We start from the raw sequence: 22,128 nt of genomic DNA on the forward strand, positions 1-22,128 counted from the left end.
GGTGCCCACACCGCCCTCTGGACCGTCTGCGCCGCCGCGCTGCTGCCCCCGCTCTACCTCTTCTCCACCGGGGTGGGCCGCCAATCCCTCCGCTGCGCTCCAGGAGGCCGGTGGGGCCGGCCGCTGCGCGCCCGGCGGGCCGCGCAGCGCGCGGCCGGGCCGTTCGGGTCGGGTGGGTGCGGCTGGTGAGGTCTCCAGTACGGGAGTTGGGGGGGGGCGCTTCCCGGCGGGTCTGCTGCGCTCCCCCGCCTGACGGTCCTTCCGGCTGCGCCTCCAGTCCCTTGGGGCCCGCTGGCGCGGGCCGGGCTGGCTGTGAGGGGGTGGGTCGCTCGTTCGTGTGGGTTCCAGTGTACCGCGTGCATCCGTGAGATGCAGCATGTACCGTTGGCGGAAACACAGGACACCCCTCAACCACCCGGTGGCGGCGCGATTTTTGATAGATGGTCAGCGCCCGAGTTCTGCCCACCACTCGTGCGAGGAATCCTAGATTAGGAAGCTGTGCGCCCGAGCCACAGAACGGAACCTCAGATATCGGAAAGCTTGAATTCCGACGTACGGAGGTACCGGAGCCGAACGGCCCCTCGGGCCGGGCGGCGGAACCGCCCACCGGCACCAGCCACGCCTCCTCGCTTTGAGCGTCACGGCCGGCACCACCCGAGACTCAGAGCCGCTGCTGCTGTCCACGACCCGCACCTGGGCGTGGAGCCGCACGCGAAGCGAGCTCAGCCACGGAGGCCGGCTCCCCCGATCCGCAGGTCAGCAGCGGCGACGCGCCCGCCGTGACCAGCGGTTTTTGCGGCGCGGTGCGCGGCGTGACGGCGGGGGCCCAGGTGGTGGCCGGTGTCTAACTAATCGTTTCAGAATGAGGTTCGAAGGCGCCTCAAGCAGATGATGCTGTAGGCGAGTTGGAGCAGCCCGAGGTGGAGATCTGCACGTATCTCGTAGCGGATCCGCAGTCGTTTGAACTGGTGGAGCCAGGCGAAGGTCCGCTCGACGACCCAGCGTGTCTTGCCCAGACCGGAGCCGTGCGGGACACCGCGTCGGGCGATCTTGGGTGTGATGCCGCGGGCCCGGAGGATGCGGCGGTACTTGTCGTAGTCGTAGCCGCGGTCGGCGAACAGCCGGCCCGGCCGGTGCCGCGGCCGCCCGCGGAGCCCTCGCATGCGGGGGATCAAGTCCAGCAGGGGCGTCAGCTGGGTGACGTCGTGCCTGTTTCCGCCGGTCAGCGAGACGGCAAGAGGAGTGTTCCGTGCCGGTCGACGATCAGGTGGTGCTTGCTGCCCGGCCGCGCGCGGTCGACCGGCGAAGGTCCGGTGTGAGCCCCCCTTCAGGGCCCGGATGTGCGAGCCGTCGATCGCGCAGTCGTCCATGTCGAGCAGACCGGCCTTGCGCAGCTCGGCCAGAAGAACCTCGTGCAGGCGGGGCCAGACCCCGGCATCGGTCCAGTCCCGCAGCCGCCGCCAGGCCGTCACCCCGCTGCACCCGGTCCGCTCGGCGGGCACGTCCCTCCAGCTCACGTTCTTGCGCAGCACGTACACGATGCCCCGCAAGGCTGCACGGTCGTCCGCCGGCAGGCGTCCGGGGTACCGATGGCGCCGCGGCGGGCGGGGCGGCAGCAGTGCAGCGATGCGTTCCCACAGACCATCAGGCACAAGATCATCCGACACCCGCAACACTCTGCCGCCACCAAGCCCGGCCGCCAAGCCCCAACAGCGAACTCATTCTGAAACGATCAGTGAGGTAAGTGAGGTAGGAGACCGCTGCGCGGAAGTCCTCGGCACGCTGGAAGGGGTCCTCCAGACCGCGGGGCATGCCCTCGGATTCGCTCTGGAAGGCAGCGTCGAAGGCCAGGACGGCGAATCCCTCCTCGACCAGGCGGGTGGCGTACGCCGCCGGCGCCTGCTCCTTGACCCCGGTCGTGGGGTGGCCGACGACGATGGCGGCGAGCGGGCCGTCGACGCCGTCGGGGAGGTAGGGGTCGTGCGGCGCATCGGCTCCTCCATCACCGCGATGCTGTGTTCGACGCGCTCGTGGTGCGGACCTCCGTGCCGACCACCCTGCACCTGCTGAACGTGGCCGCCGGCCGGATCGACGCCTTCTGGCAGTTCGCCGGTGCCCGCGCGGACCTGCTTCCCGGGGCGCTGCTCGTCAGCGAGGCCGGAGGACGCGTTTCCGACGCCGAGGGGCGTCCCCGGACCCTGGAGAGCGAGAGCTTCCTGGCTGCGGCGCCCGGCGTGCACGCCCAGGCCGTCACCACGCTCTCCTGCTGACTCCCACCTCCAGCGGTACCCGCACCGACCCTCACGACCGTCGCACCCACCGGAAGGACCACATCACCATGACCAGGATCGCCGTTCTCGAAAACGGCCGCGTCGGCGGCAGCCTCGCGAAGGCCCTCGCCCGGGCCGGACACGAGGTGACCGTGGCGGACCGCGCACCGGGCGCCGCGTCAGTCGCCGCGCAGGCAGCGGAGATCGTCATCAACGCCACCCCGGGTGCCGGACCAGTCGAACGGCTCGCCACGCTGCGCCCGGAGCTGGAGGGCCGCATTCTCGTGGACGTCTCCAACGCCACCGTCGACGGGCCGGACGGGCTGCCGACCGACCTGATCCACCCCGGCTCCAGCCTCGCCGAGCAGCTTCAGGAAGCCCCCCCCCCCCCCGCATCCACGTCGTCAAGACGCTCAACACGATGCACTACACGGTGATGACCGCACCCGCCGCACTCGACCGGCCCCCGACCGTCTTCCTTTCCGGCGAAGACGCGGAGGCCAAGCAGACGGTGGGCCGACTGCTCGGCGACCTCGGCTGGCAGCGGGAATGGATCACGGACCTCGGCGGGATCCGGACCGCCCGCGCCACCGAGGCCGCGATCCTGTTCGTACCGCACGTGATCCGAACCAACGGGTTCGCCCCTTCGCGATATCGATCGCCCGCTGATCCACGCACGGCACGCCCCTGCCGGACCGACGCCCAGAACAGCCGTCGCGGGCCGGAGCCGACCGATCCGCAGCCAGAACGCGTCCAGGGCGCGACGTGGCAGCTCCGCCAGGTCCCGAACCACGGCGGAGCTGCCGCGTCACGCTCTGATGCGACCGATGCGAGCACGTCGGCGACGTACGGGTCTGCGACGGGGGGCACGAGGCAGAGCGACCGGCTCCGCCCAAGGGCGGGGCCGCACCGCCACAAGGTGTCAGGCCAGAAGTGCGGTCGTCTCGACCTCGACGAGCACATCCGGCTCGAAGAGGTGGCCGACACCGATGAGCGAAGCCGGAGGCAAAGGGATCGGGAGGCCGATCTCGGCAGCCACGGCCTCCACGCCGGCCATGAAGTCGCCGATCTTCTCCGGGGCCCCTCGGGTCACGTAGAACGTCAGGCGCAGCACGTCCGAGAAGGCCGCGTCCGCGCCGGCCAACCCGATGGCGGTGTTGCGCAGTGCCTGAGCGACCTGTCCGGCCGGGTCACCGGGCGCGAGTCCCCGCCGGGCGGGAGACGGGCCGGCCCGGCCTGGACCGCCTGCCGGTGCCGGGTGTCACCCGCGCGGCCCGGACCGGACGCTGGATCCCGCCGTCCGCGAGGACGACATCCCTCGCGGCGGCGCGGGCGGCGCCGATCACCCCGGCGGTGGCCGTGAACACGGCCGCGGGGACGCCGCCGCCGGCCCGGCGGGTGCTGCGGGGGCCGCATCCGGTGCAGTTCAGGTAGACGCGAACAGGCCGCCCTCCTGGAAGGAAGGGCGGTCTGGAAGCCGGAGGCGTACTGCGGGGTCACTTGCTCGGGCAGGTCTCCTGGGTCACCTTGCCGCCCGCCGTAGTGGCGGTGGCCGGGTCCATCGACAGGCACAGGCCCGTCCAGTTGTTGACGAACTTGTAGGCCTGCTGTTCACCGTTCGAGGTGGTGACCTTGATGGGGACGACGTTCCACATCTGGCTGCCGGAGAACCAGCGGGTCTCGCAGTCCCACCAGAACATCTGGGTGCCGGAGCCGGGCGGGGTGCCGTTGTTGTAGGGCACGGTCAGGCACTTGCCGTTGCTCGCCCTGATCCAGAAGTGGCCCTTGCCGTCGAACGAGGAGGGCTTCTCGGCCCCCCACTGGTGGCTGCTGGGCGGGCTCGACTGGCACTCGCGCTGGGTGACCAGACCGCCGGTCTTGGAGTCGTCGAACTCGGGGCCCCGCACCATGCACCGTCCGTACAGCGTGTTCACGTAGGTCTTGTCACCCTTGACCTGCCAGAGCATCCGGTTGCCGCTGCTGAGGGCATCGTCCCTGTTGTGGTCGATGATCGCGTTCACGAGGCCCCAGCCGGGAAAGTCCATCATGACGATGCCGACGCGGCCCTGTGTCTTGTTGAGGTACTTCATCAGGTGGTAGTTCACCCCCGGGACCTCAGTGCTGACGCCGCTCTGGACCTTCGTGTAACCGCCGGCGTAGTAGAGCGGCGACCCCCCGCCGGGGACCCTGTTCGCGGACGTGTACGTCACGTACATGTTGGAGGCGGCGGACATGGCTTCGTCGACGTTCTTCTTGACGTGGTTCCACTTCTCCGTGATGTCCGAAGCGTTGTAGTGGTCCTCGTTGCGGTCGTTGAAGCCCGCGAGCCCGTAGCCCGAGTCCTCGACGCTGTCGAAGCTGCCCAGGACCAGTTTGCCGCGGACCTCCCCGAGCTTGGGGATCGTCGCCGGGCCGCTGCCCTTGATCGAGGGCGCCCAGAACAGATTGGAGTATTTATCCTTGTTCGCGTAGAAGCGGAAGATGTCCTTGACGTTCTGCGGGGTCATCGTGTCCGGGTCGTGCTCGCACTCGTGCAGCGCGGCACCCGAGTAGGGGCACTCGGACTTCAGGCGCATCACGACCGTCTCGGTCGGATGCGCCTTGAGGAAGGACTGCGTCTTCTCCAGGACGTCGTCGAAGTTGGCGTTCTGGTAGAACGCGGCGTGGTGGATCGCGAAGTCCTGGCCGTCGTTGACGACGCGGACCCGGATGTCGAGGGCGCGGATCCCGCGTTCGTACTGCGCCGTCAGCGTCTTCGCGCTGTCGCCGTAGTCCTCCTGCGTCTGCACGGCCGACCCGCCGTGGAGGGAGAGCGTGTCATGGGTGCCGGGGATGGACATCGCCGACAGCCTGGTCTCGCTGGCGACGCCCGACATCCACTCGGCCCGGTCCGGCTGCCCAAGGTTGTTGAAGGCGTCCTTGTTGGTCGACCCGGCCGCCCCTGCGGCCGTGGGCGTCAGAAGTGCCGCGCCCAGCGCGACACTGACCGTCATCAGACCTGCCAGCGTGCGGGATCGTCTGCGCGATCCCGTGCCGGCGCGGGGGGTGGGGCTGGGCATGGGACTCCTGTCCAGAGCGGGGCGATACGTGCCCAGCTTCAGCCCTGCCGCTTACGTTTCTCTCACGTTTCGCTTACGTCCGCCTCGGAGGCCCGCATGAAGACATCGGACGTGTCTGTGTGTGACGGGGCGGGCGGCGAGGTACAGGAAGGCCTCGGGGATGTCGTCGCGTCGTTCCCGACGGATCCGTAGGCAGCGGAAGCCGTACGACCAGGCGGTGGTCCTTTGGCCGTCGTTCCGGAAGACGTCCAGCCCGGAGCCGCGTTCCTGCCCGCGTTCGGCGATGACCGGGCGGATGCCGGGCTGCCCCAGCGGGCGCCGGTGCTTGTCGCGGTCGTAGCCGCGGTCGGCAGGCCGGGTGTCAGGCCGCCGTCCCGGACGGCCCACGACGCCGGCCATGGGCGGAACCTTGTCGGGCAGAGGCGGAAGCCGGGTGAATCGTTGCGGTTGCCGCCGGTCAGGGACACCGCGAGCGGGACACCCCGAGCGTCGGTGAGGACGCGGTGCTTGCTGCGCGGTCGACCGCGCTGGGGAGCTTCGGGCCTCTGCGGCCCGCTCGCACGTGGGGGGAGCCGATCACCGCCCGGGGCCCGCCCGGCATCTGCGATCCGCCCTCGCCCCGTCGTGTCCCGGCGGGGCCGAAGACGAGCCGGGAGGATCCGTCTCTGCTCTTCCGGTATTCGACCGCCGGGCTCGCGGGACGGCCAGGCAGGCGTGGGCGGCCGTAGCAGGGGTCGTGTGGCAGCGCCGTCCGAGGCGACGGTCCTCACCGGCCGAACGCATCACCGGCTCTGCAAGGCCCTCCGGTGCTCGGAGTTCAAGACCTTTGCCGGATAGTTCGCAATCGTCCAAAAGTATACTTCTGTGCCGCCGATCTCACCCGCAGACTGGTGCGGATCGGAGCATTCGCCCATGCAAGTAGGGGAACTGATGCGAAATATCATGCGCAGCACGGCCACGGTGGTCGCCGGAGTCCTGGTCACGGCGGGCGTGACGGTGTTCGGCGTCAGCGGGCCGGCCCAAGCGAGTCCCGCCGACTGCGAAGGCGGCGCGAACGGGTTCGTCGACATTCCCGACAACCTCAGCGGAACGGTCGGGACTCAGCGGACGATCGGCGGGGGCACCAGGATCAGCATCCAGTACGCCACGCTCGGTGGTGTCCAGCGAGGCTGGGCCAAGATCGACGGATGGACCCTCCCCGGTGACAAGGTATGGATGGATTGGACCACCAACGGAGGCTCAAGCTGGTTGCAGTGCGGCCCCTTCGTCGTCGGAGCCCAGGACACCCCGAAGACGAGTGCCGCCAAGAACACCAGCAGCTCGTCCGCCTGGAAGTTCCGCGCCTGCGCAGCGCTGGCACCCGCTGGTCCCCCGCTGTGCACGAACTGGTGGTAGCTCCCTGACACCGTCCCGCCTTGTGCCCCGTACCTGACCCGCCAGGTGCGGGGCGCGGGCGGGCCGTGGAAAAAGGGTCGCCCTGAAGCCAAGCCGAACGGCCTTCCTCCTCGGACGCTGCGCTCGTCGTCGCTGTCGCGGACGCGCCGTGAGCGGTCCGGTGCCGGGCTCACCCGGCAGCTCGGTGTCACCAGCCGTACCGTACGCCGCGACGGCGACCGCTTGCGCGAGCTGGAGCATCCCGTGGAGGGCACTACCGGCCACTCCGGCGGGTACCGGCCGAGCGCGGCCGACCGCGATGCCGCCCCTGCTCCCGGACAGGGCCGAGGCCACTGCCGTCGCGCTGCGCACCGCGGTCGGCCGGCTCACCGGCATGGAGGAGACCCGTTGGGAGCCGGTTGCGGAAAGCGCTCCTCGGGCGATCAGGATGCCGTCGGCGACGACGTGGTCGCCTCCGTCGAGACCGGTGAGTGCTTCGTGGAGACGTGTGCTCAGCCGGCCAGGACATCCAGCGGGTGTCGCACGGGCCCGGTGGATCTCGAACAGGCCTTCGCCCCGGGCCTGGCGGGTGGAGGCGGGGCCCGGGACGGTCGGAACGGGTCAGGCGTCGACGACAGGAGAGGCGCTCAGCCTGATGTTGTCCACGGCCCAGAACCAGTTGTTACCAGCGTGGTGGACCCTGAAGCCCACCTTCACCGAGCTCGCGTCGGTCGGCACCGGGAAGGAGCAGGTGACGAGCCGGTTCTGCTGGTCGCGGCCGTTGTTGGTGTTTCCCGACGTCGCGCTGGAGTAGTGCAGCACCCGGGAGGTGGCGCCGGTGTCGAAGACCACGGTCACCTCGGCTTCCTGCGGGCTCTCCTGCCGGTAATGGGAGTCGAATCCCAAGTACAGCGTCGAAGTCCCTGCCGGGACCGCGACCGCGGGTGTCATCAGCGTCGAGTCGAAGGTGCCACGGCTGGACGGACTGCCTGTGTCGTCCCAGTCGTCCGGGTCGGCGACGGCGACGATGCCCAGGGACCGGTTGAACGCGGCACGTTCTTGGCCGGCGGGAAACCAGAACTGCCGGGACAGGAATGACCAGCCGTTGAGCTCTTCCGTGCCCCGGGGCATTCCTGCCGCGTTGGTGACCGTCCATCCCTCGGGCGCGGTCCGCGTCCAGCCTCTCAGCCCCGGACGGGCCAGATCTGTGGCAGGGGCCAGCCGGTCGGCGAGAGACTCGAAGTTCTCGGCGAGCAGGTAGCCGGTCATCACCGGTCCCACCCGGGCAGCCAGCGACCCGGTCTCCTCCACCGTACCGCCCGCGGTGCGCGCGCCGACGGTCGCCTTCAGCGTTGCCGAGGCGCGTGCAGCCGATACGGGCGCCGTGACCTCCCAGACCACCTTCACCGACGTGCGGGCCGGAACGGAGGTCGGGCTGCCGGCGACGGCCTTGGCGCGCCATCCGTCCGGTACCGCCAGCGCCGCCGACAGGGCGGTGAGCGGGGCGTTGCCCGCGTTGGTGACGGTCGCGGTCACGGCCAGGGGCCTTTCCGGGTACAGCGCGCAGCCATCCGTGTCGGGGGAACTCGCCGGCGCGGTCAGAGCAAGGCTCACCGCGTGGGCGACTTCGGCCCGAACCCGGGCGTCCGCAACCCGCAGCAGGCCGTCGCCTTCGGCGCGGGCAGCGACGGTGAGGGTGGCGGCGGCGGCGTCCGCCGCGGGGGTGACTGTGAAGCGCAGGTCCGCCGAGCCACCTCCTGGCAGGCTCCTCGGTACCGGACCGAAGGGCTTCGCCGTCCAGCCGACCGGTGCCAGGAGTGACACCACGAGGTCCCGCAGCCGGCTCGTCCCTTCGTTGCGCACGTGCACCACGACCTCGGCAGGGCTGCCCTGCACGAGCGGTGCGGTCAGCGCGGGCAGCGGCTGCGGCAGGGTGAGCGTCGCGCTCAGTGCCGCCCCCGTCCCGATCGACGGGTCGGTTCCCCCCGGTCCGTCGTCTGCGGGCCGGCCAGACGTCCTGCGCAAGAAGCGCGGGTCGTCCTCGTCGAGCACCACGATGTCGTACCAGCCGTGCCGGGCGAGCGGTACGGACACGGTCCGACTCCGGCCGGGTGCCAGCCGGACGGTCTGCACGCCGTCCTTGCCGTGCCGTACGTGGGTGGACTCGCCCACCAGGAGCGTCCGGGTCTGCCCCGACGGATTACTGCACTGCACGTCCACGCCACGGGCATGGGCGTGCTCCACGACGTGCGCCTCGGCTCCGATGCCGGTGCCGCGTAGTTCCCACAGCGTCCAGCCGGGTCCGTGCACCTGGAGGTCGTATCCCTCGGAGCCGTACGGCAGGCTACCCGTTGCGTTCTCCTGGCCGGCGACGGTCCAGGTCCGCGGAGCTGCACCGTCTCCCGGGTAGGCGGTGACTGCGGCGGCTCGTCGCCCCCTGTTGTGGAGCTTCAGCCCTAGCTCGGTGCTGGTGACGGCGGCACGCAGCGAGAGCCGGTACGGAGAGGGCCGCGTAGGACGGACACCAGGCTCCTGGGCAGGTCGCTTCTGCGTCGTGGGCGGGACCGGATTCCAGCGGCCGATCGGCGCCGGGACCGCGCCGGGCCGCTCCACCCCGGGCTGCCGGTAGGCGCGGTCGAAGTCGAACACGGAGGTCAGGTCACCGAAGACGCTACGGCGCCAGGCACTGATGTTGGGTTCCTGGACACCGGTCCACTTCTCCAGGAACCGGATCACCGAGGTGTGATCGAAGAGCTCGGAGTTCACAAACCCGCCGACCGTCCAGGGAGACACGACGGTCATCGGAACGCGCGGCCCGGGACCGACGGGACGGCCCCCCACCCAGTCGTCACCATCGCCGGTGTCCGGCCTGGGAGCGACAGGGGCGGGTACATGATCGAAGTAGCCGTCGTTCTCGTCGAAGTTGATGAACAGCGCAGTCTTCGACCAGGTCTTGGGATCCGCAGCGATGGCGTCCAGCAGATCGTAGACAAGGTTGGCGCTACCGACGGGAGTGGAGGAACTGGGATGCTCGGACAGTGCGGCCGTGGGCACCACCCAGCTGACCTTCGGAAGGGTCCCTGCCTCGATGTCGGCCTTGATCCGGGTGAGCAAAGTGCCCGGCTCGGAGCGGTGGGCGCCACGGAGGAACAGTCGGCGCTCCGGCTCGGGAAGGGCATCGACCGCAGTGCGGAACCGGGCCAGGTCGGCCCGCCGCTCGCTGTCGCTCTTCGCCCAGAGCTTGTCGTAGAACTCCTCGGTGGTGGCATGGGCGAACCCGGCAGCGGTGAGGATCTTCCGGCCGATCCGCTTCCAGGGCTTGAAGTATTCCACCGCGTTGTCGGTGAAGTTGTCCCATTCCTGGTAGATCTGCCAGGACACCCCAGCAGCCTCCAGGCGCTCCGGGTAGGTGGTCCAGTCGTAGCCGGCGTGGCTGTAGGAGTAAGCGGCGTTGGTGATGGCCCGGCCTCCGCCGTTGGGCTCGAACCCGGTGGTTCCGGTCCACAGGTAGTTGCGGTTGGGATTGGTGGAGCCGAACACGGAGCAGTGGTAGGCGTCGCAGATGGTGAAGCGGTCGGCGAGTTCGTACTGAAGGGGGATGTCACGCCGGTCGTAGTGGGCCATGGTGCTTTGTCCCTTGGCCGCGATCCAGTCGTTCCACCAACCGTTCGCGCGGGCCTGCACTCCATCGGTAAAGCCGTGCGGCAGCGAGCCGAGGTACTGGATGTCGCTCTCGGCCCGTCCGGCGTCGACGGCCGCCTGCCGCGCGGAGAACGGCAGGACCGCGGGCCCGCCGGAACGGGGCTGCTCGAACACGCTCGCGCCGCCGGGCAGTCGCAGGGCTCTGCGGTCGCCGAAACCACGGACGCCTCTGAGAGTGCCGAAGTAGTTGTCGAAGGAACGGTTCTCCTGCATCAGCACGATGACGTGCTCGATGGCCCGAAGACCACCGCGCGGCATGGGGGCGGCCATGGCCGTCAGGAGAGAGGGCGGCAGAACGGAGAGCGCGGAGCCCGCGGCAAGGGTGCCGAGGACTTTACGGCGTGAGAAGTCGGACATGGCGGGGAGGCTATGACGTAGCGCGACCCCTCCAAAACCCGTCACGGCAGGGGTTCGCTCACTGTTCACGCTGGAGACTTGTACGAAATCCGCAGGTCAAAGCCATGATCGCGATGGATCTAGGGGGTGCGGCGGGTGTGTGACCCACACGTCCCGCCTGGGCGTCCGGTCCGCCCTGCAGCTTCCGGACCACGTTGACGTCCAGCTCGTGGAAGTACTGCGCCGGCCACATCACCGTTTCGGCTGCCAATGCCTCTGCTGACAGTCGACAGCTGAAAACGACGAGCATCAGCGCGGAAGGCATTTCGTTCCATTCGATACGGAGCAGTGAGTCTTTTTCGTCCTGAAGAGTTGCAGGTCAGCAGGGTGTGGACGGCTTGGACGAGGGCGCTGATGCGTCGGGTGGAGCATCTGGCTCGGTGGAGGATGCGCCAGGTCTTCAGCTGTGCGAAGGCCCGTTCGCCGGGTGCTCTGAGCCGGGCGTGGTCGCGGTTGAAATGCTGGTAGTGCTCGGGTTGTTCGCGGTGGTTCTTGTACGGGGTGCGGACGGTGGCGTCGGCGTCCTGGTAGGCGCGGTCGGCCAGGGCGAGGATCTGTCTGGTGAGGCAGGCCTGGAGGATGCCGTGGGCGCGGGCCGCGGTCAGGTCGTGGGTGCGGCCGGGTGTCGCGCGGGAGAACCACAGTGGTGTGCCGTCGGGGTGGGCGGTGACCTGGACATTCATGCCGTGCTTGCGGTGTTTCATCGAGTAGTACGGCTCGTCCGCACCGGTCCGGTCGATGGGGATCAGGGTGCCGTCGACGATGACGTGGTCGCCTTCACCGAGGCTGGTGAGTGCTTCGTGGAGGCCGGGCGCCCAGCCGTCCAGGACGTCCAGGGTCTCGTCGACGTAGCGCCAGGCGGTGGCCTGTGATATCCCGAAACCGGCTCCGAGCTGCGAGAGCGTCTCGTTCTTCCGTAAGTGCACCAGCGTGAGAAGTGCCTGCTGGAAGCAGCCGAGCCTGCGCCAGCGGGTGTTACGGGCTTGGCGGTGCTCGTGCAGCAGCCAGGCGACATGCTCAATCAGCTCGTGCGGGACGTCGAGCGTGGCAGGATACGGAAACCTTCAGGGCCCCTTCGGTCGCCGGTGTGATGAGTGAGATCACCACGCCGACGACCAGGGGCCCTGCCTCGTCACCACACCCGCTGACCAGCCCATTTCACCCTCCAGCACAGGATGAAAGAGGCTCACTGGGCACGGTCAAAAGCCATGCCCGGCGCGCCCTGCAGCGTCTGACGCGGCACCCGGCTCTCGCATCGGCGCACGGGTAAGCGGGGCGAAGGTCGGGGTCCTTCAGGGCGCGGAAGCCGATTCCGTCTGCTCGTCCGGTGCGGCGCTGCCAGCGGCGTGGGAGGTGCGGGCGTTCTGGGTGAGGTGGTCGGCGATGCCGGTGAGCTCGAGGATGCGCACCATGCGGACAGGTTGGTGGTCCAGGTGCAGGGTGACGCCCGCGGGGTGGGTGCGGCGGCGCAGGGCGAGCAGAGCGGTCAGGGCGCTGGAGTCGATGCCGGTCAGCCCGCTGAAGTCCAGGTGCAGATCCCGTAGGACCGGTCCGTGCTTTTGGTGGTGGGTGTCCAGTGCCTGGTTGACCTCGTGAGTGAACCGGGTGGCGGTCTCGTAGTCGAGGTCTCCCGCAACAGCCAGGTGCAGTGCGTGCGGCTGGACGCTGTGGGCGGTGATGGTGAGGTCAGCAGGCAGGTAGGTCATGCGCTTATTCCCGGGCCGGTGTGATCGGAGGTGGTGTGCAGCGCGTCGGTGGCTGCTGTGAGAAAGGTCAGGGCGCGGGGGAAGTCGCGCAGTTGTCCGGCCAGTACGTCCATGCCCGAAAGCAGGCCGGCGGCGGGAACGCCACGGGCGGTGAGGATGTCGGCGGTCCAGGTGGTGAAGGTGGTGAACAGTTCGGCGTCGTCGACGTAGAGGGCGGCGGCGAGGAAGTCGACGATGTGGGCGAGGTCCTCGGTGGTGCGGTCGCGCTGGGCGAGGCTGTAGGTACGCATCGCGGGCCAGCGTTCCTCCAGCGTCTCCAGGCTCTGCTTCACCAGAGCAGCGCGGCGGGTGGTGACCAGGGTGTATTCCTGGTCGAGAAGGTGGGGCAGATCATCGTCGATCTGCTGACGCTGCCCGGCGCGGTGCTGCGCCAGGCCCTGGTCGAGGTGGTCGGCTGTCTCCCGGGCGTCGGGGGCCCAGGCGTCGGCGTGCAGGAGGCGGGCGTAGCGGCCGTCGGGGCCGAAGGCGCGGCCGCCGGCCATGACAGAGGCGCCGATGGACTGCAGGGCGCTGATCGCCTTGTGGGCGGTGGGCAGCCGGGTGGGCAGGGAGGCGGACAGCAGGACGGCTGTGGGGTTGGTCTGGTGGACGTGGGCAACCAGGTGCGGGGTGGGGGTGTGGCCGCCGAGGAAGTCGACCTGCCAGCCGCGGTGGGTGAGGACCTCGGCCAGCAGCCGGGCCGGCAGCACGTGCCACTCGCCCTCCGCACAGGCCACCGTCACCCGTCCTCGGGTGCGCAGTCGCCGGGGGGCCTGGTGGTGGGCGAGGGCGGCCAGGACCCGGTCGGTGATCGCACTGGCGGCGTGCTCGTCGGCCACACTGATCCGGTCGGCTGCCCACTCGGTGCCGACCCTGTTCTGAACCCCGGCCACGACGTCCAGCAGCAGGACTTCGCGGTCCGTCCCGGCGTCGGCCGCGGCCGTCACCAGGCGCATCGCGGCCGGCTCGTCCCGGCCGATCACCGCCGTCCACAGCTGCTCGGACAACTCCGGCGGTTCAGGAAGAGGACGGGGCGCAGTAGTGGTGGTCATCGGCCTTCCCTGGTGTACGTGCGGGAGTCGTTGTGGCCGCCCACGATGTGCAGTGCGCCGTGTCCGCTGGCCGGGTTGGTGATCGCCAGGGTGGCCATGTCGTCGTGCTCACGGCCGCCGAGCCACTGCGAGGCCAGCATCTGCACCCGCTCCACCACTGCCTCCGCCGGCATCCGCACGCATTCCCGCAACGCGGCCCGCAGCCTCTCCTCACCGTAGAGCTGGTCACCCAGCGGGCCGCCGCGGGCCTCGGTGATGCCGTCGGTGTAGAGCAGGCACGTCTCCCCCGGCGCCAGCACCACCTCCGTGCTTCGGGTGTTGATCTCGGGGAGAGCGCCGATGAGGGTGCCGCGAGTACCGGCTTCTTCCACCCGGCCGTCGGTGCGGACGACGAGCGGGGGCAGGTGGCCGGCGCTGGTCAGTCTGATCCGCACCTGTCCCTGGCGGCGCTGGACGGAGGCCAGGACCAGGGTGGCGAAGCGGGTGTGGTCGGAGGTGAGCACCGCGTCGTTGAGGAGGTTCAGTACGCGCTGGTGGTCTGTGGACAGTGGCAGCAGTGCGTGCAGGACGCTGCGGATCTTTCCCGTCAGAACGGCTGCTTCCAGACCCTTGCCCGCCACGTCGCCCAGGACGACGAAGGTCTCCTTCGTGGCGTCGGTGCCGGGGTGGACGTCGTAGAAGTCGCCTCCGACGCGCTCGTGGTCCCTCGCGGCCCGGTAGATGCCGGCGTACTCCACGCCGTGGACGCGCTCGAGTTTCGGCGGCAGGAGCTCGCGCAGCAGCGTGGCGGTGATGGAGGCCTGCTCGGCGTAGAGGCGGGCCGCGGACAGGGCGGCTCCGGCTCGGGCGGCGAACAGGCGCGCGAAGACTTCTTCGCCGTCGCTGAAGGCCTGGCGGGTGCTGGAACGCAGCAGGATGAGCACGCCGGCGGGCATGCCGTAGCCGGGCAGGGGTGTGACGATGACCGATCCGATCGGGCCGGTGAAACCAGGCGGGACGGCCCAGTCGGGGATGTCTCCCGGATCGATCCACCGTGTCGGCACCGGGGGAAAGCCCTGCAGGGCTTCGGTCAGGCCCGGAACCGTGTGCGGGTCGATCGGCGCGGTCTTCTGCGTGACCTCTCCGCCGACCTGGGCGTAGGTGAGGGTGTGGCGGCGTCCCTGGGAGGGAGCGACGATGACGGCGGCATCGGCGAGATGGTCGGCGGCCATGCGCACTGTCACCTCCGTACACCGTTCGACGTTCAGCGAGGAGAACAGCGCGCTGGAGATGTCCACCAGCAGGCTGGTGCGCTCGCGTTCGCTCTGTAGTGCCTGTTCCGCGAGGTGCAGGTCGGTGTTCTCCACCAGCCACCACACCGTGTACTCGTCCTCGCCCGGCGACGGATGCGCCTCAAAGGTGCGGCCCGCCACCGTGCCGGAGACGGTTTGCGGTGAGGTGGCTTCCGGATCCAGGTGCCGGTGGGCGCGGGCGAGCCAGTCCGGCAGCGCGCAGGCCGCCGGATCTCCGCCGGCCTGGATGAGCAGGTGGCGGGCGGCGTCGTTGGTCTCGATGATGTTCCCGTCGCGGTCTGCGACGAGAACGGGATAAGGGGCGTTGCTCCACGCCGTACTGACGTGAACACCACCACCGCGCGGACTGTCAGGGGTACCAGGGGAGGGAATCACATAGGAGGGGACGCATCGTGCGTACCCCACCACCTTTCTTCCGCTGGAAAATAGTTGACCGGCTGCAACCGTCTCGCATCCGCTGGTCCTATGCAATGTCAGGCCAAAGCCAGCACGACTTCCCCACGCCATTAGCCATATATCGCCCTTCTCGCAGGCCCGGTAGTACTGGCCCCTACCGGCGGAGCAGTGACGTCGGTCTCTCCTTGGGCCTCTTTGTTCGGCGATGCCCGCAGGACCGTGGCGAAAGACGCCCTGAGCTGGTTCGGAGAGGAGCCGGTCTGTAAAAATGCCCGGATGAACGATGAGGTGGAAGTGACTGTGGCCGTGGTCGACGGCATACGGACGGTGCGGGTCGCAGGGGAGTTCGACACCGACGAGGCCGACATTCTGGCCCACGCCCTCGCCCTGCCCCCTGATGGTTCTCCGGCCGGCACCGTGGTGGACCTGGCCGGGGTCGCCTTCGCCGATTCCTCCTTCCTGCACACCCTGTTCACCGCCCGGCAGCATCACGAGCGGGCCGCCGTCCCCCTGGTCCTGGCCGGGCTCACGCCGTTCCTGCAGCGAATGCTGGAGCTGACCGACCTCACCCGAGCCTTCACCATCGCCCCCACCCCGCCTGCGGCCGCGGACCTCATCCGCACGCGCGTTCCCCTGCCCCGCCGGCGGTGAACCGCGTACAACCCGCCCGCACGGGAAAACGCGATGGTGACCATATGAAGGAGAAGGGCGGACGAGCATGACGACGCTGGAGTCTGATACGGGGCGGCATACGCTGCCCGCCACCGCGGGCGCCGCCCGCGACCAGGTCCGCGACCTCCTGCACACCACCGGACGCGCTCCCCCGCCCCGAACGGTCACCGACGACATCCTGCTGGTCGTCTCCGAACTCGTCACCAATGCCTTCCGGCACGGCGGCGGGCTGACCGGCTTCACCGCCCATCTCACCGATGATGCCCTCATCGTCCGCGCCACTGACGCCTCCCCCGTGATTCCGCGGACGAGGACGGACAGCCATCCCACCGCGCCCGGCGGGTTCGGCTGGCCGCTGATCCAGAAACTCAGCCGCCGGCTCACCGTCACCCCCCTCGGATCGGGAAAGACCATCCAGGTCGTCCTGGACACCACCGAGCCACGCGTCTGACCGGATACCGCGATCCCCGGTGGACGGGCTCGCCGCCGAAAACGTCAGGCAAAGCCCTCCGTTTCTTCACAACAGCTTGTTCCGAACCGTGTTCGGGGTGTCGATGCGGACGGCGAGCAGGACGATTCCGTCGTCGTGAGCGCGACCGGCGATGCGGTCGGCGATCTGTTCCAGAAGACTTTTCACCGGGGTACTACTGTTCTCGCCCAGCAGCCGGGAGGCCCGTTTCAGTCCTCTGATCGATGGAGGTGCCGGGTTCTTCGGCCAGGCCGCCCGCACAGAGCAGCAGGTCATGTTCCTGGAGCCGGTGCCCGGGCCGGCCTTGCAGGTCTACAGTGGAAGGGGCAGCGCCGGGAATACCTGACCGCAGGTTCACCGGCCCATAAAGCGGGGGACCTTGCTGTGCTCCATGTCACCACGCGCACCGGCGACCGGGTCACCGCAGCGCTGCCCGAAGACGTCGACCTTCACACCGCTCCTCTACTACGCGCCGTGGGGGCCCGCATGATCGACGAAGGCTGCCGCCACCTTGTCCTGGACGCCTCCAAAAGCCGCTTCCTCGACTCCAGCGGCGTCACCCTGCTCATCCACTGGTACCAGCGCCTGACCCGGCTCGACGGCACCCTGAGCCTGACCGAGGTCAACGCCAACGTCTACGACCTGCTCCACCGCCTCGGCCTGGACACCGTCATCACTACCACCCTGCGCACGCCCACCCCAGATCCACCCGGCCCGTAGAACTGCGCCCCATGTGATGCGGCGATCGCCGAGTGAGGCCGATCCTTCTGAACACTGGCAATCCACGCGTCCGAGCAGGCATTGCATCCGCCGCTGAGCCGGCTCGGCACGAAGAGCGGGAAGCAGAGGCCTTCTGCCTTACGACGATTCGGTCTGAACCGTCCCCAAAGCGTCGATGCGAACGGCGAGCAGGGCGATGTCGTCATCGTGAGCCGGACCGGCGACGCGGTCGGCGATCTGCTCCAAAAGACCTTCCGCCGGGATGCTGTTGTCCTCGCCGAGCAGGCGGGAGACCTGGTCGATCCTCTGGTCGAGGGGGGTGCCGGGTTCTTCGACCAGGCCGTCGGTGTAGAGCAGCACCGTGGAGCCCGGCTCCAGGCGTGCGTGGTGCTGGGTGCGGCGGGCGGGCAGGCCGGGGCAGAGCAGCAGGTCGTGTTCCTGGAGCTGGCGGACGGGGTGCCCGGGTCGGGCCAGGAGCGGGGGCGGGTGGCCGGCGTTGGTCCAGGTGAAGTCCCAGGCGCCGTCGCCGAGGGGGGTGAGGTGGGCATGGACGAGGGTGCCGGAGATGCTCATGTCCAGGTCAGTGATCGCGCCGTACAGGGCGTCGACCGCGGCGGCCGGTCCGCCGCGGTAATGGTCGTGACTGGCTTGGCGCAGCATGCTGCGGGCCTGCCCCATCAACGTGGCGGCCTGCATGTCGTGGCCGGTGATGTCACCGACAGTCAGCGCCAGCCTGGTGGCAGGGGTACTAGTGTGGGCGTCGGCGCCGGAGGGGCGGGTGGGGTTCAGCCGGTAGGCGTCGTACCAGTCACCGCCGACCATCTCCTGATCAGCCGCCGTGCGGTACAGCGCCGCAAGGTGCAGACCCCGAACGGTAGGCAGGTCGGTGAGCATGGCCTGCTGGAGTCGGCGGGCCACGTCGATGCGTCCGTCCAGGAACAGGGCGCGTTCGACGGCATCGGCGGTATAACGGGCCAGGACGGTCAGCACTGCCCGTTCGGAGATGTCGATCGTGCGGGGAGTGTCCCAGGCGAGGATGAGGGTGCCCAGCGCACGGCCGTAGGTGTCGGGCAGAGGCACGCACACGGCTGAGCGCAGGTTCATGGCGTCGAACTCGGCGACCGTGTCGGGGTGGTAGTGGTCCACCAGGGTCTGTCGGTCGGGAACCAGCACGATCCTGTTCTCCCGCGCCGCCTGGGCGCTGGGCCACTGCTCGTGAGAGTCGTAGACCGGAAAGCGCTCCTCCAGCGAGACGTACGAGGCCGCCTGGTCGGTCACCCGCCGCAGCGCACCTTCCTGACGCAGCACCAGCCCCACGTAGGCCGGCCGCAGATCGCCACTGACCAGATCGCTGACCTGGCGGCGCACCTGTTCCAGGCCGGAGGTACGGGCCATGGTCTCCGCCGCCCGCAACAACAACCGCGAGTTCCCCAGCAGCGCCGCTGCCTGGGCACGGGCCTGCTGCGCCTCTTGGGCCAAGGCCCGCAGCCGTAGCTGCGCGCTGCACGCCTGCGCCAGGTCCTCCAGCGTCTCCAGGTCCTGTTCGCTCCAGGCACGAGGGGCGGAATCGAGGGCGCACAGGGCTCCCAGCACCGTTCCCTCACCGTCCGTCAGCGGCACCGCCGCACAAGCCACCGTGCCGAACCAGGCAGCAGGAGTGAAATCCCGCATCCGTGCGTCGGCGCGCACGTCTTTCACCACCAGCGGCTCGCCCGAAGCGGCAATCTGTTCACACGGTGAACCGGTCAGATCGGTCTGCCGGACGAGGGACCACGGTTCCCCCAGGCCTACCGCCCCGGGCAGGAGCTGCCGGTCCTGATCCACCAGGGCAACCACGGCCGCCGGCACGCCCAGCACGCCGGCCGCCAGACGTGCGAACCGGTCCATCCCCCCGTCCGCGGCAGTACCCGGACCCACCTGCTCGAGAAACGCCGAAGAGTCCTTCACGCCGTCTTCCGCACCGCTCTTCGAACCGTCGTTGTCAGAACGCATCCCCTGCCGCAATCGGTGGTCGCAATCCGCCCAGCGCGTCTGCGCTGGGCGGTTGACGAAACATCTGTCAGCGTAGAACAGCCACGGGTCTTGTCACCGGAGGGTGGACACCTGTTCGTGTCGTTGTGCGGCAAGTGTGAGAGTAGCTGACCGCTGCTCGTAGAGGACGGTGCCGCTGCCCTCGTCACCGAGCTGATGGCCCTCGCGCACCGCACGGGGCCGGAGTTCGGGGAGCGGTTCATGGAACGCCTTCAGCACCTCCTTGACACAGACAGCTTCACCGCACCGAAGCAAGGAGACCCGTCATGACCGAGCGGCCCGCCATCCTCCGCTACTTCGCCTTCGACCGCCTGTCGACCCATCTCGCCCAGATCAGCGAGCCCTTCCACGGCCTCGCCCACACCATGGCCGACTGGCTTCTGCCCGAGCCGAGCTGAGCGCAGGCCTGCGCGAGCTCCTGGAAGCGAAGGACTGCGCGGTCCGGGCAGCGCTCGACTCGGGTCCTCTGGCGTCCGTCTCGGCCCAGCAGCCCGCCACTGCGTGTCCGCACTGCCCCGACGGGCACGCCCCGCCCGACCGAGGCTCCCAGCCCTGGGGCGCGTTCCTCGGCCCCGAACGTGACGGCGACGGACAGCACACCACCATCCACGTCATGCGCGTCGGCAGCGCCCACGTCGCTGAATCCGATGCGCAGTGGCTGCTCGGCCGGATCAACCGGGACACCCACCGCCACGGGGCCGGCAGGGGACAAGCCCTTCACCAGCCGGTGGCGGGCTCTCGGCCGTCAGCCCTCGTCGAGGACGCGGCGGGCGGCTTCCATGTAGGCCTGCCTGGCATCCTCGACGGCGTCTCCGTCTACGCGGCCCGCATGATGGTTTGCCACAGCCTTCACATAGAGGAACGCCATTTCGCCAACGGAGTCAGGACCTTCGAGGATGACCGCTGTCTCAGTACCGGCCATCCTGGTCATCGTGTCTTCGTCGAACGTCAGATGAGCGGTCTGGGCGGCGGTCAGGAAGTCGACGTAGGCCTGCCGTCGCCGTTCCTCGGCCCGGGCGCGCCGCTGTTCGTCGAGGGTGGCCTGCACAGTCGATATCAGCGCCGCAGCCTGCGCTTGCCCCGCCTTCTCTGCTGCGGCGGCCTGGCGGTGGCCGGCCCTCAACGCGAAGAACCCCGTCACGAAGCCGCCCGCTACCGCCGACCCCGCAGCGATCAAGGCGATCTGAAGCTCGCTCATGCCGGGATCCTGCCATGGACCTACGACGCAATTCCGAGCCCTGGAAGAGCGTTGTGTCCTCGCCAGGGCGTTTGATTACTCGGGCGATGCCGGCCGCTTGGGGTGGTCCGTTCCGGCATGTGAGGATCCGCTTGTGGAGTGTGATGTATGCGGGCGGTCGATGTGGCGGTGGCCGGTGCCACCGACGGTCCGGGAAGAGGGGACCTGGTCCTGCTTGTGGTGCCATGCGGTCACCCATGTGGGCGACGAGTGGTTCGAGATTTCGCGACCGTCGTATCTGCCTCTGGGGATGCGCTGGGAGAAGGCCGTCGCGGATGGCCTCACCGCTGGTGTCTCCCATGCCTTCGGCATCTTCGACAGGACGCTGTGCGGCATCCAGGAAACCGGCATGTCACCGTCCGACCACTGGTGGCTCCCGGAACGGGAAGACGTCTGCGGCGCCTGCCGGGAAGCGGCGGATGTCATCGATGATCGCTGGCCGCAGGCGATGAGGGGAGAGAACGCGCGCGTCAGTGTGGCCCGGCGGCCATGAGTCCTCCCCGTTCGGAGTTGGCTGTCCGCAGCGGCTCCGCGGTGATGCCGAGATCCGCGGCCACCGCCGCGTACGTCCGCTTGCCGACCGCGGCACGGTGGAGTGCGACCGACCGCTCCAAAGGGCCGGCCTCACGATCGCTATCCGCCCTCCGGACTGTTCCACGCCACTGACTCCTCCCCCACGACCGACCGCCCGTGCGAACTCCACGCGCACTGAACGGACAAGCGCTTCACGGGAGCCTTGCACCGTTCACGTTGTTGTGGCTCGGACGCGAGTGCCAAAGGTGAATTCGCAGGGCTCACGATCTGCGCGGAGCCGGATGCTGGCAGCCTGTCGTCAGTGAATCGTGTACGACGGCGAACCCGTGGGGTGGGCTTCTTCCGCCGTGGGCCAGCGTCCTGCCCGGGCGCTGAAAGGGTAGGCGTGACAGCACGACAGACCATGAACAAGGAGTTTCCTCCTCTCACCGTTCCGCGGGACGTCGGGCTGTCCGGAAACCCTGGGGGGATGCCACGGCACGTCGCGTGCGTGATGGACGGGAACGGCCGGTGGGCGGAGCAGCGGTCCCTGCCGCGCACGTCGGGTCATCGTGCTGCGGAGACGACGGTCATCGACGTCATCGAGGCGGCGCGTGCGGCCGGGGTGGGATGGCTGAGCCTGTTCGCGTTCTCCACCGAGAACTGGAGTCGCCCGCAGACCGAGGTCGAGTTCCTGATGCATCTCGTGCGCCGGGTGGTGCGCAAACACGCTCCTCTGTTGCACGCCCGGGGCATCCGCTGCCGCTTCCTCGGCATGACCGATCCCCGCATTCCTTCCGGCCTGGCCGGGGACATCGCGGACCTGACGACGCTCACCGACAGGAACCGGCAGATGACGCTGACCGTCGCTTTCGACCACGGCGGCCGCAGGGACATCGTCGAGGCCGCACGGTCACTGATCCGCAGTGGGGCGTCGGCCGAGTCCGTGACCGAGGAGAGCTTCGCCGCGCACCTGCCCTTTCCCGACACCCCGGACGTGGACCTCGTCATCCGGACCTCCGGCGAACAGCGCATCTCCAACTTCATGCTCTGGCAGGTCGCCTACGCCGAGTGGGTCTTTCCGCCGGTGCTGTGGCCCGACTTCCGCGCACCGGACTTCGTGCGATGCCTGCACTCCTACGGGCAGCGTGAACGCCGCTTCGGCGCCGTGCTGCCGAACCAGAACGGAGAAACCTGAAT

General features: G+C 69.2%; 17 protein-coding genes and 5 pseudogenes. 11 read left to right on the plus strand and 11 right to left on the minus strand.

Annotated features, from left to right (window positions below; genetic code table 11):
- Positions 1-189: hypothetical protein (locus AB0398_RS27215; protein WP_366378263.1), on the plus strand; the 189-nt coding region annotated here is incomplete at its 5' end.
- Positions 190-857: 668 nt separating this feature from the next.
- Here AB0398_RS27215 and AB0398_RS27220 read toward each other — a convergent pair.
- A complete protein-coding gene (locus AB0398_RS27220; protein WP_366378264.1) occupies positions 858-1,676 on the minus strand; it encodes an IS5 family transposase in 819 nt (272 codons plus the stop codon).
- A 67-nt stretch (positions 1,677-1,743) separates the two neighbouring features.
- Positions 1,744-1,974 (minus strand): annotated as a pseudogene (locus AB0398_RS27225) (alpha/beta hydrolase); the annotation flags it as partial.
- Positions 1,975-1,977: 3 nt separating this feature from the next.
- On the opposite strand from AB0398_RS27225, the pseudogene AB0398_RS27230 reads away from it, so the two are divergent.
- Together AB0398_RS27230 and AB0398_RS27235 are read left to right on the plus strand one after the other, a co-directional pair.
- Positions 1,978-2,270: pseudogene (locus AB0398_RS27230) on the plus strand (inositol monophosphatase family protein); the annotation flags it as partial.
- A gap of 68 nt (positions 2,271-2,338) precedes the next feature.
- Positions 2,339-2,939 (plus strand): annotated as a pseudogene (locus AB0398_RS27235) (NAD(P)-binding domain-containing protein).
- Positions 2,940-3,192: 253 nt separating this feature from the next.
- Here AB0398_RS27235 and AB0398_RS27240 read toward each other — a convergent pair.
- Positions 3,193-3,435 carry a hypothetical protein gene (locus tag AB0398_RS27240; protein ID WP_366378371.1) on the minus strand — a complete coding sequence of 81 codons (243 nt, stop codon included), beginning with the start codon at positions 3,433-3,435 and terminating at the stop codon, positions 3,193-3,195.
- A 331-nt stretch (positions 3,436-3,766) separates the two neighbouring features.
- Positions 3,767-5,263 carry a phosphatidylinositol-specific phospholipase C domain-containing protein gene (locus tag AB0398_RS27245; RefSeq protein ID WP_366378265.1) on the minus strand — a complete coding sequence of 499 codons (1,497 nt, stop codon included), beginning with the start codon at positions 5,261-5,263 and terminating at the stop codon, positions 3,767-3,769.
- A gap of 1,008 nt (positions 5,264-6,271) precedes the next feature.
- On the opposite strand from AB0398_RS27245, the gene AB0398_RS27250 reads away from it, so the two are divergent.
- Both AB0398_RS27250 and AB0398_RS27255 read left to right on the plus strand, forming a co-directional pair.
- On the plus strand, positions 6,272-6,724 hold the full coding sequence (locus AB0398_RS27250; protein ID WP_148002516.1) for a hypothetical protein: 453 nt from the start codon (positions 6,272-6,274) through the stop codon (positions 6,722-6,724).
- Between the two features lie 45 nt (positions 6,725-6,769).
- Positions 6,770-6,943 (plus strand): annotated as a pseudogene (locus AB0398_RS27255) (hypothetical protein); the annotation flags it as partial.
- A gap of 381 nt (positions 6,944-7,324) precedes the next feature.
- Here the strand turns inward: AB0398_RS27255 and AB0398_RS27260 are convergent.
- From AB0398_RS27260 to AB0398_RS27280, 5 genes and pseudogenes are all read right to left on the minus strand, one after another.
- Positions 7,325-10,762, minus strand: a complete 3,438-nt coding sequence (locus tag AB0398_RS27260; RefSeq protein WP_366378266.1) for a phosphocholine-specific phospholipase C — start codon at positions 10,760-10,762, stop codon at positions 7,325-7,327.
- Between the two features lie 341 nt (positions 10,763-11,103).
- Positions 11,104-11,908, minus strand: a pseudogene (locus tag AB0398_RS27265) (transposase family protein); the annotation flags it as partial.
- A 185-nt stretch (positions 11,909-12,093) separates the two neighbouring features.
- A complete protein-coding gene (locus AB0398_RS27270) occupies positions 12,094-12,507 on the minus strand; it encodes an STAS domain-containing protein (protein WP_366378267.1) in 414 nt (137 codons plus the stop codon).
- Positions 12,504-13,598 carry a cobalamin-dependent protein gene (locus tag AB0398_RS27275; RefSeq protein ID WP_366378268.1) on the minus strand — a complete coding sequence of 365 codons (1,095 nt, stop codon included), beginning with the start codon at positions 13,596-13,598 and terminating at the stop codon, positions 12,504-12,506. The genes AB0398_RS27270 and AB0398_RS27275 overlap by 4 nt, the downstream gene beginning before the upstream one ends.
- Positions 13,595-15,262: a PP2C family protein-serine/threonine phosphatase gene (locus tag AB0398_RS27280; protein ID WP_366378372.1), complete on the minus strand. Its 1,668-nt coding sequence runs from the start codon at positions 15,260-15,262 to the stop codon at positions 13,595-13,597. The genes AB0398_RS27275 and AB0398_RS27280 overlap by 4 nt, the downstream gene beginning before the upstream one ends.
- A 300-nt stretch (positions 15,263-15,562) precedes the next feature.
- On the opposite strand from AB0398_RS27280, the gene AB0398_RS27285 reads away from it, so the two are divergent.
- The 3 genes from AB0398_RS27285 to AB0398_RS27295 all read left to right on the plus strand — a co-directional run bounded on the left by AB0398_RS27285 (position 15,563) and on the right by AB0398_RS27295 (position 17,147).
- A complete protein-coding gene (locus AB0398_RS27285; protein WP_366378269.1) occupies positions 15,563-15,937 on the plus strand; it encodes an STAS domain-containing protein in 375 nt (124 codons plus the stop codon).
- A 67-nt stretch (positions 15,938-16,004) separates the two neighbouring features.
- Positions 16,005-16,409 carry an ATP-binding protein gene (locus AB0398_RS27290; protein WP_366378270.1) on the plus strand — a complete coding sequence of 135 codons (405 nt, stop codon included), beginning with the start codon at positions 16,005-16,007 and terminating at the stop codon, positions 16,407-16,409.
- 402 nt (positions 16,410-16,811) lie between these two features.
- Positions 16,812-17,147, plus strand: coding sequence for an STAS domain-containing protein (locus AB0398_RS27295; protein ID WP_366378271.1), 336 nt, complete (start codon positions 16,812-16,814; stop codon positions 17,145-17,147).
- A gap of 138 nt (positions 17,148-17,285) precedes the next feature.
- Here AB0398_RS27295 and AB0398_RS27300 read toward each other — a convergent pair whose 3' ends face one another.
- On the minus strand, positions 17,286-19,139 hold the full coding sequence (locus AB0398_RS27300; protein ID WP_366378272.1) for a SpoIIE family protein phosphatase: 1,854 nt from the start codon (positions 19,137-19,139) through the stop codon (positions 17,286-17,288).
- A gap of 305 nt (positions 19,140-19,444) precedes the next feature.
- Here AB0398_RS27300 and AB0398_RS27305 point away from each other — a divergent pair, with 305 nt between their 5' ends.
- A complete protein-coding gene (locus tag AB0398_RS27305) occupies positions 19,445-19,576 on the plus strand; it encodes a hypothetical protein (protein WP_366378273.1) in 132 nt (43 codons plus the stop codon).
- A 347-nt stretch (positions 19,577-19,923) separates the two neighbouring features.
- Here AB0398_RS27305 and AB0398_RS27310 read toward each other — a convergent pair whose 3' ends face one another.
- The gene (locus AB0398_RS27310; RefSeq protein WP_366378274.1) at positions 19,924-20,376 is read right to left on the minus strand and encodes a hypothetical protein; all 453 of its coding nucleotides are present in this window, start codon (positions 20,374-20,376) and stop codon (positions 19,924-19,926) included.
- A 238-nt stretch (positions 20,377-20,614) separates the two neighbouring features.
- Between AB0398_RS27310 and AB0398_RS27315 the strand changes: the two genes are divergently transcribed.
- A complete protein-coding gene (locus AB0398_RS27315; RefSeq protein WP_366378275.1) occupies positions 20,615-20,908 on the plus strand; it encodes a hypothetical protein in 294 nt (97 codons plus the stop codon).
- A 510-nt stretch (positions 20,909-21,418) separates the two neighbouring features.
- Positions 21,419-22,126 (plus strand): polyprenyl diphosphate synthase, encoded by a 708-nt coding sequence (gene uppS, locus AB0398_RS27320; RefSeq protein ID WP_366378276.1) that lies wholly within the window; start codon positions 21,419-21,421, stop codon positions 22,124-22,126.
- Positions 22,127-22,128: the final 2 nt, after the last annotated feature.

It is taken from the genome of Streptomyces sp. NPDC086147, from assembly GCF_040702165.1.
Taxonomy (GTDB): domain Bacteria; phylum Actinomycetota; class Actinomycetes; order Streptomycetales; family Streptomycetaceae; genus Streptomyces.

Coding starts and splice junctions, on each gene's coding strand:
- uppS (WP_366378276.1), top strand. CDS start 21,419: ATGCCACGGCACGTCGCGTGCGTGATGGACGGGAACGGCCGGTGGGCG.
- AB0398_RS27285 (WP_366378269.1), top strand. CDS start 15,563: ATGAACGATGAGGTGGAAGTGACTGTGGCCGTGGTCGACGGCATACGG.
- AB0398_RS27305 (WP_366378273.1), top strand. CDS start 19,445: ATGACCGAGCGGCCCGCCATCCTCCGCTACTTCGCCTTCGACCGCCTG.
- AB0398_RS27260 (WP_366378266.1), bottom strand. CDS start 10,762: ATGTCCGACTTCTCACGCCGTAAAGTCCTCGGCACCCTTGCCGCGGGC.
- AB0398_RS27310 (WP_366378274.1), bottom strand. CDS start 20,376: ATGAGCGAGCTTCAGATCGCCTTGATCGCTGCGGGGTCGGCGGTAGCG.
- AB0398_RS27245 (WP_366378265.1), bottom strand. CDS start 5,263: ATGACGGTCAGTGTCGCGCTGGGCGCGGCACTTCTGACGCCCACGGCC.
- AB0398_RS27275 (WP_366378268.1), bottom strand. CDS start 13,598: ATGACCACCACTACTGCGCCCCGTCCTCTTCCTGAACCGCCGGAGTTG.
- AB0398_RS27270 (WP_366378267.1), bottom strand. CDS start 12,507: ATGACCTACCTGCCTGCTGACCTCACCATCACCGCCCACAGCGTCCAG.
- AB0398_RS27290 (WP_366378270.1), top strand. CDS start 16,005: ATGACGACGCTGGAGTCTGATACGGGGCGGCATACGCTGCCCGCCACC.
- AB0398_RS27300 (WP_366378272.1), bottom strand. CDS start 19,139: ATGCGTTCTGACAACGACGGTTCGAAGAGCGGTGCGGAAGACGGCGTG.
- AB0398_RS27250 (WP_148002516.1), top strand. CDS start 6,272: ATGCGCAGCACGGCCACGGTGGTCGCCGGAGTCCTGGTCACGGCGGGC.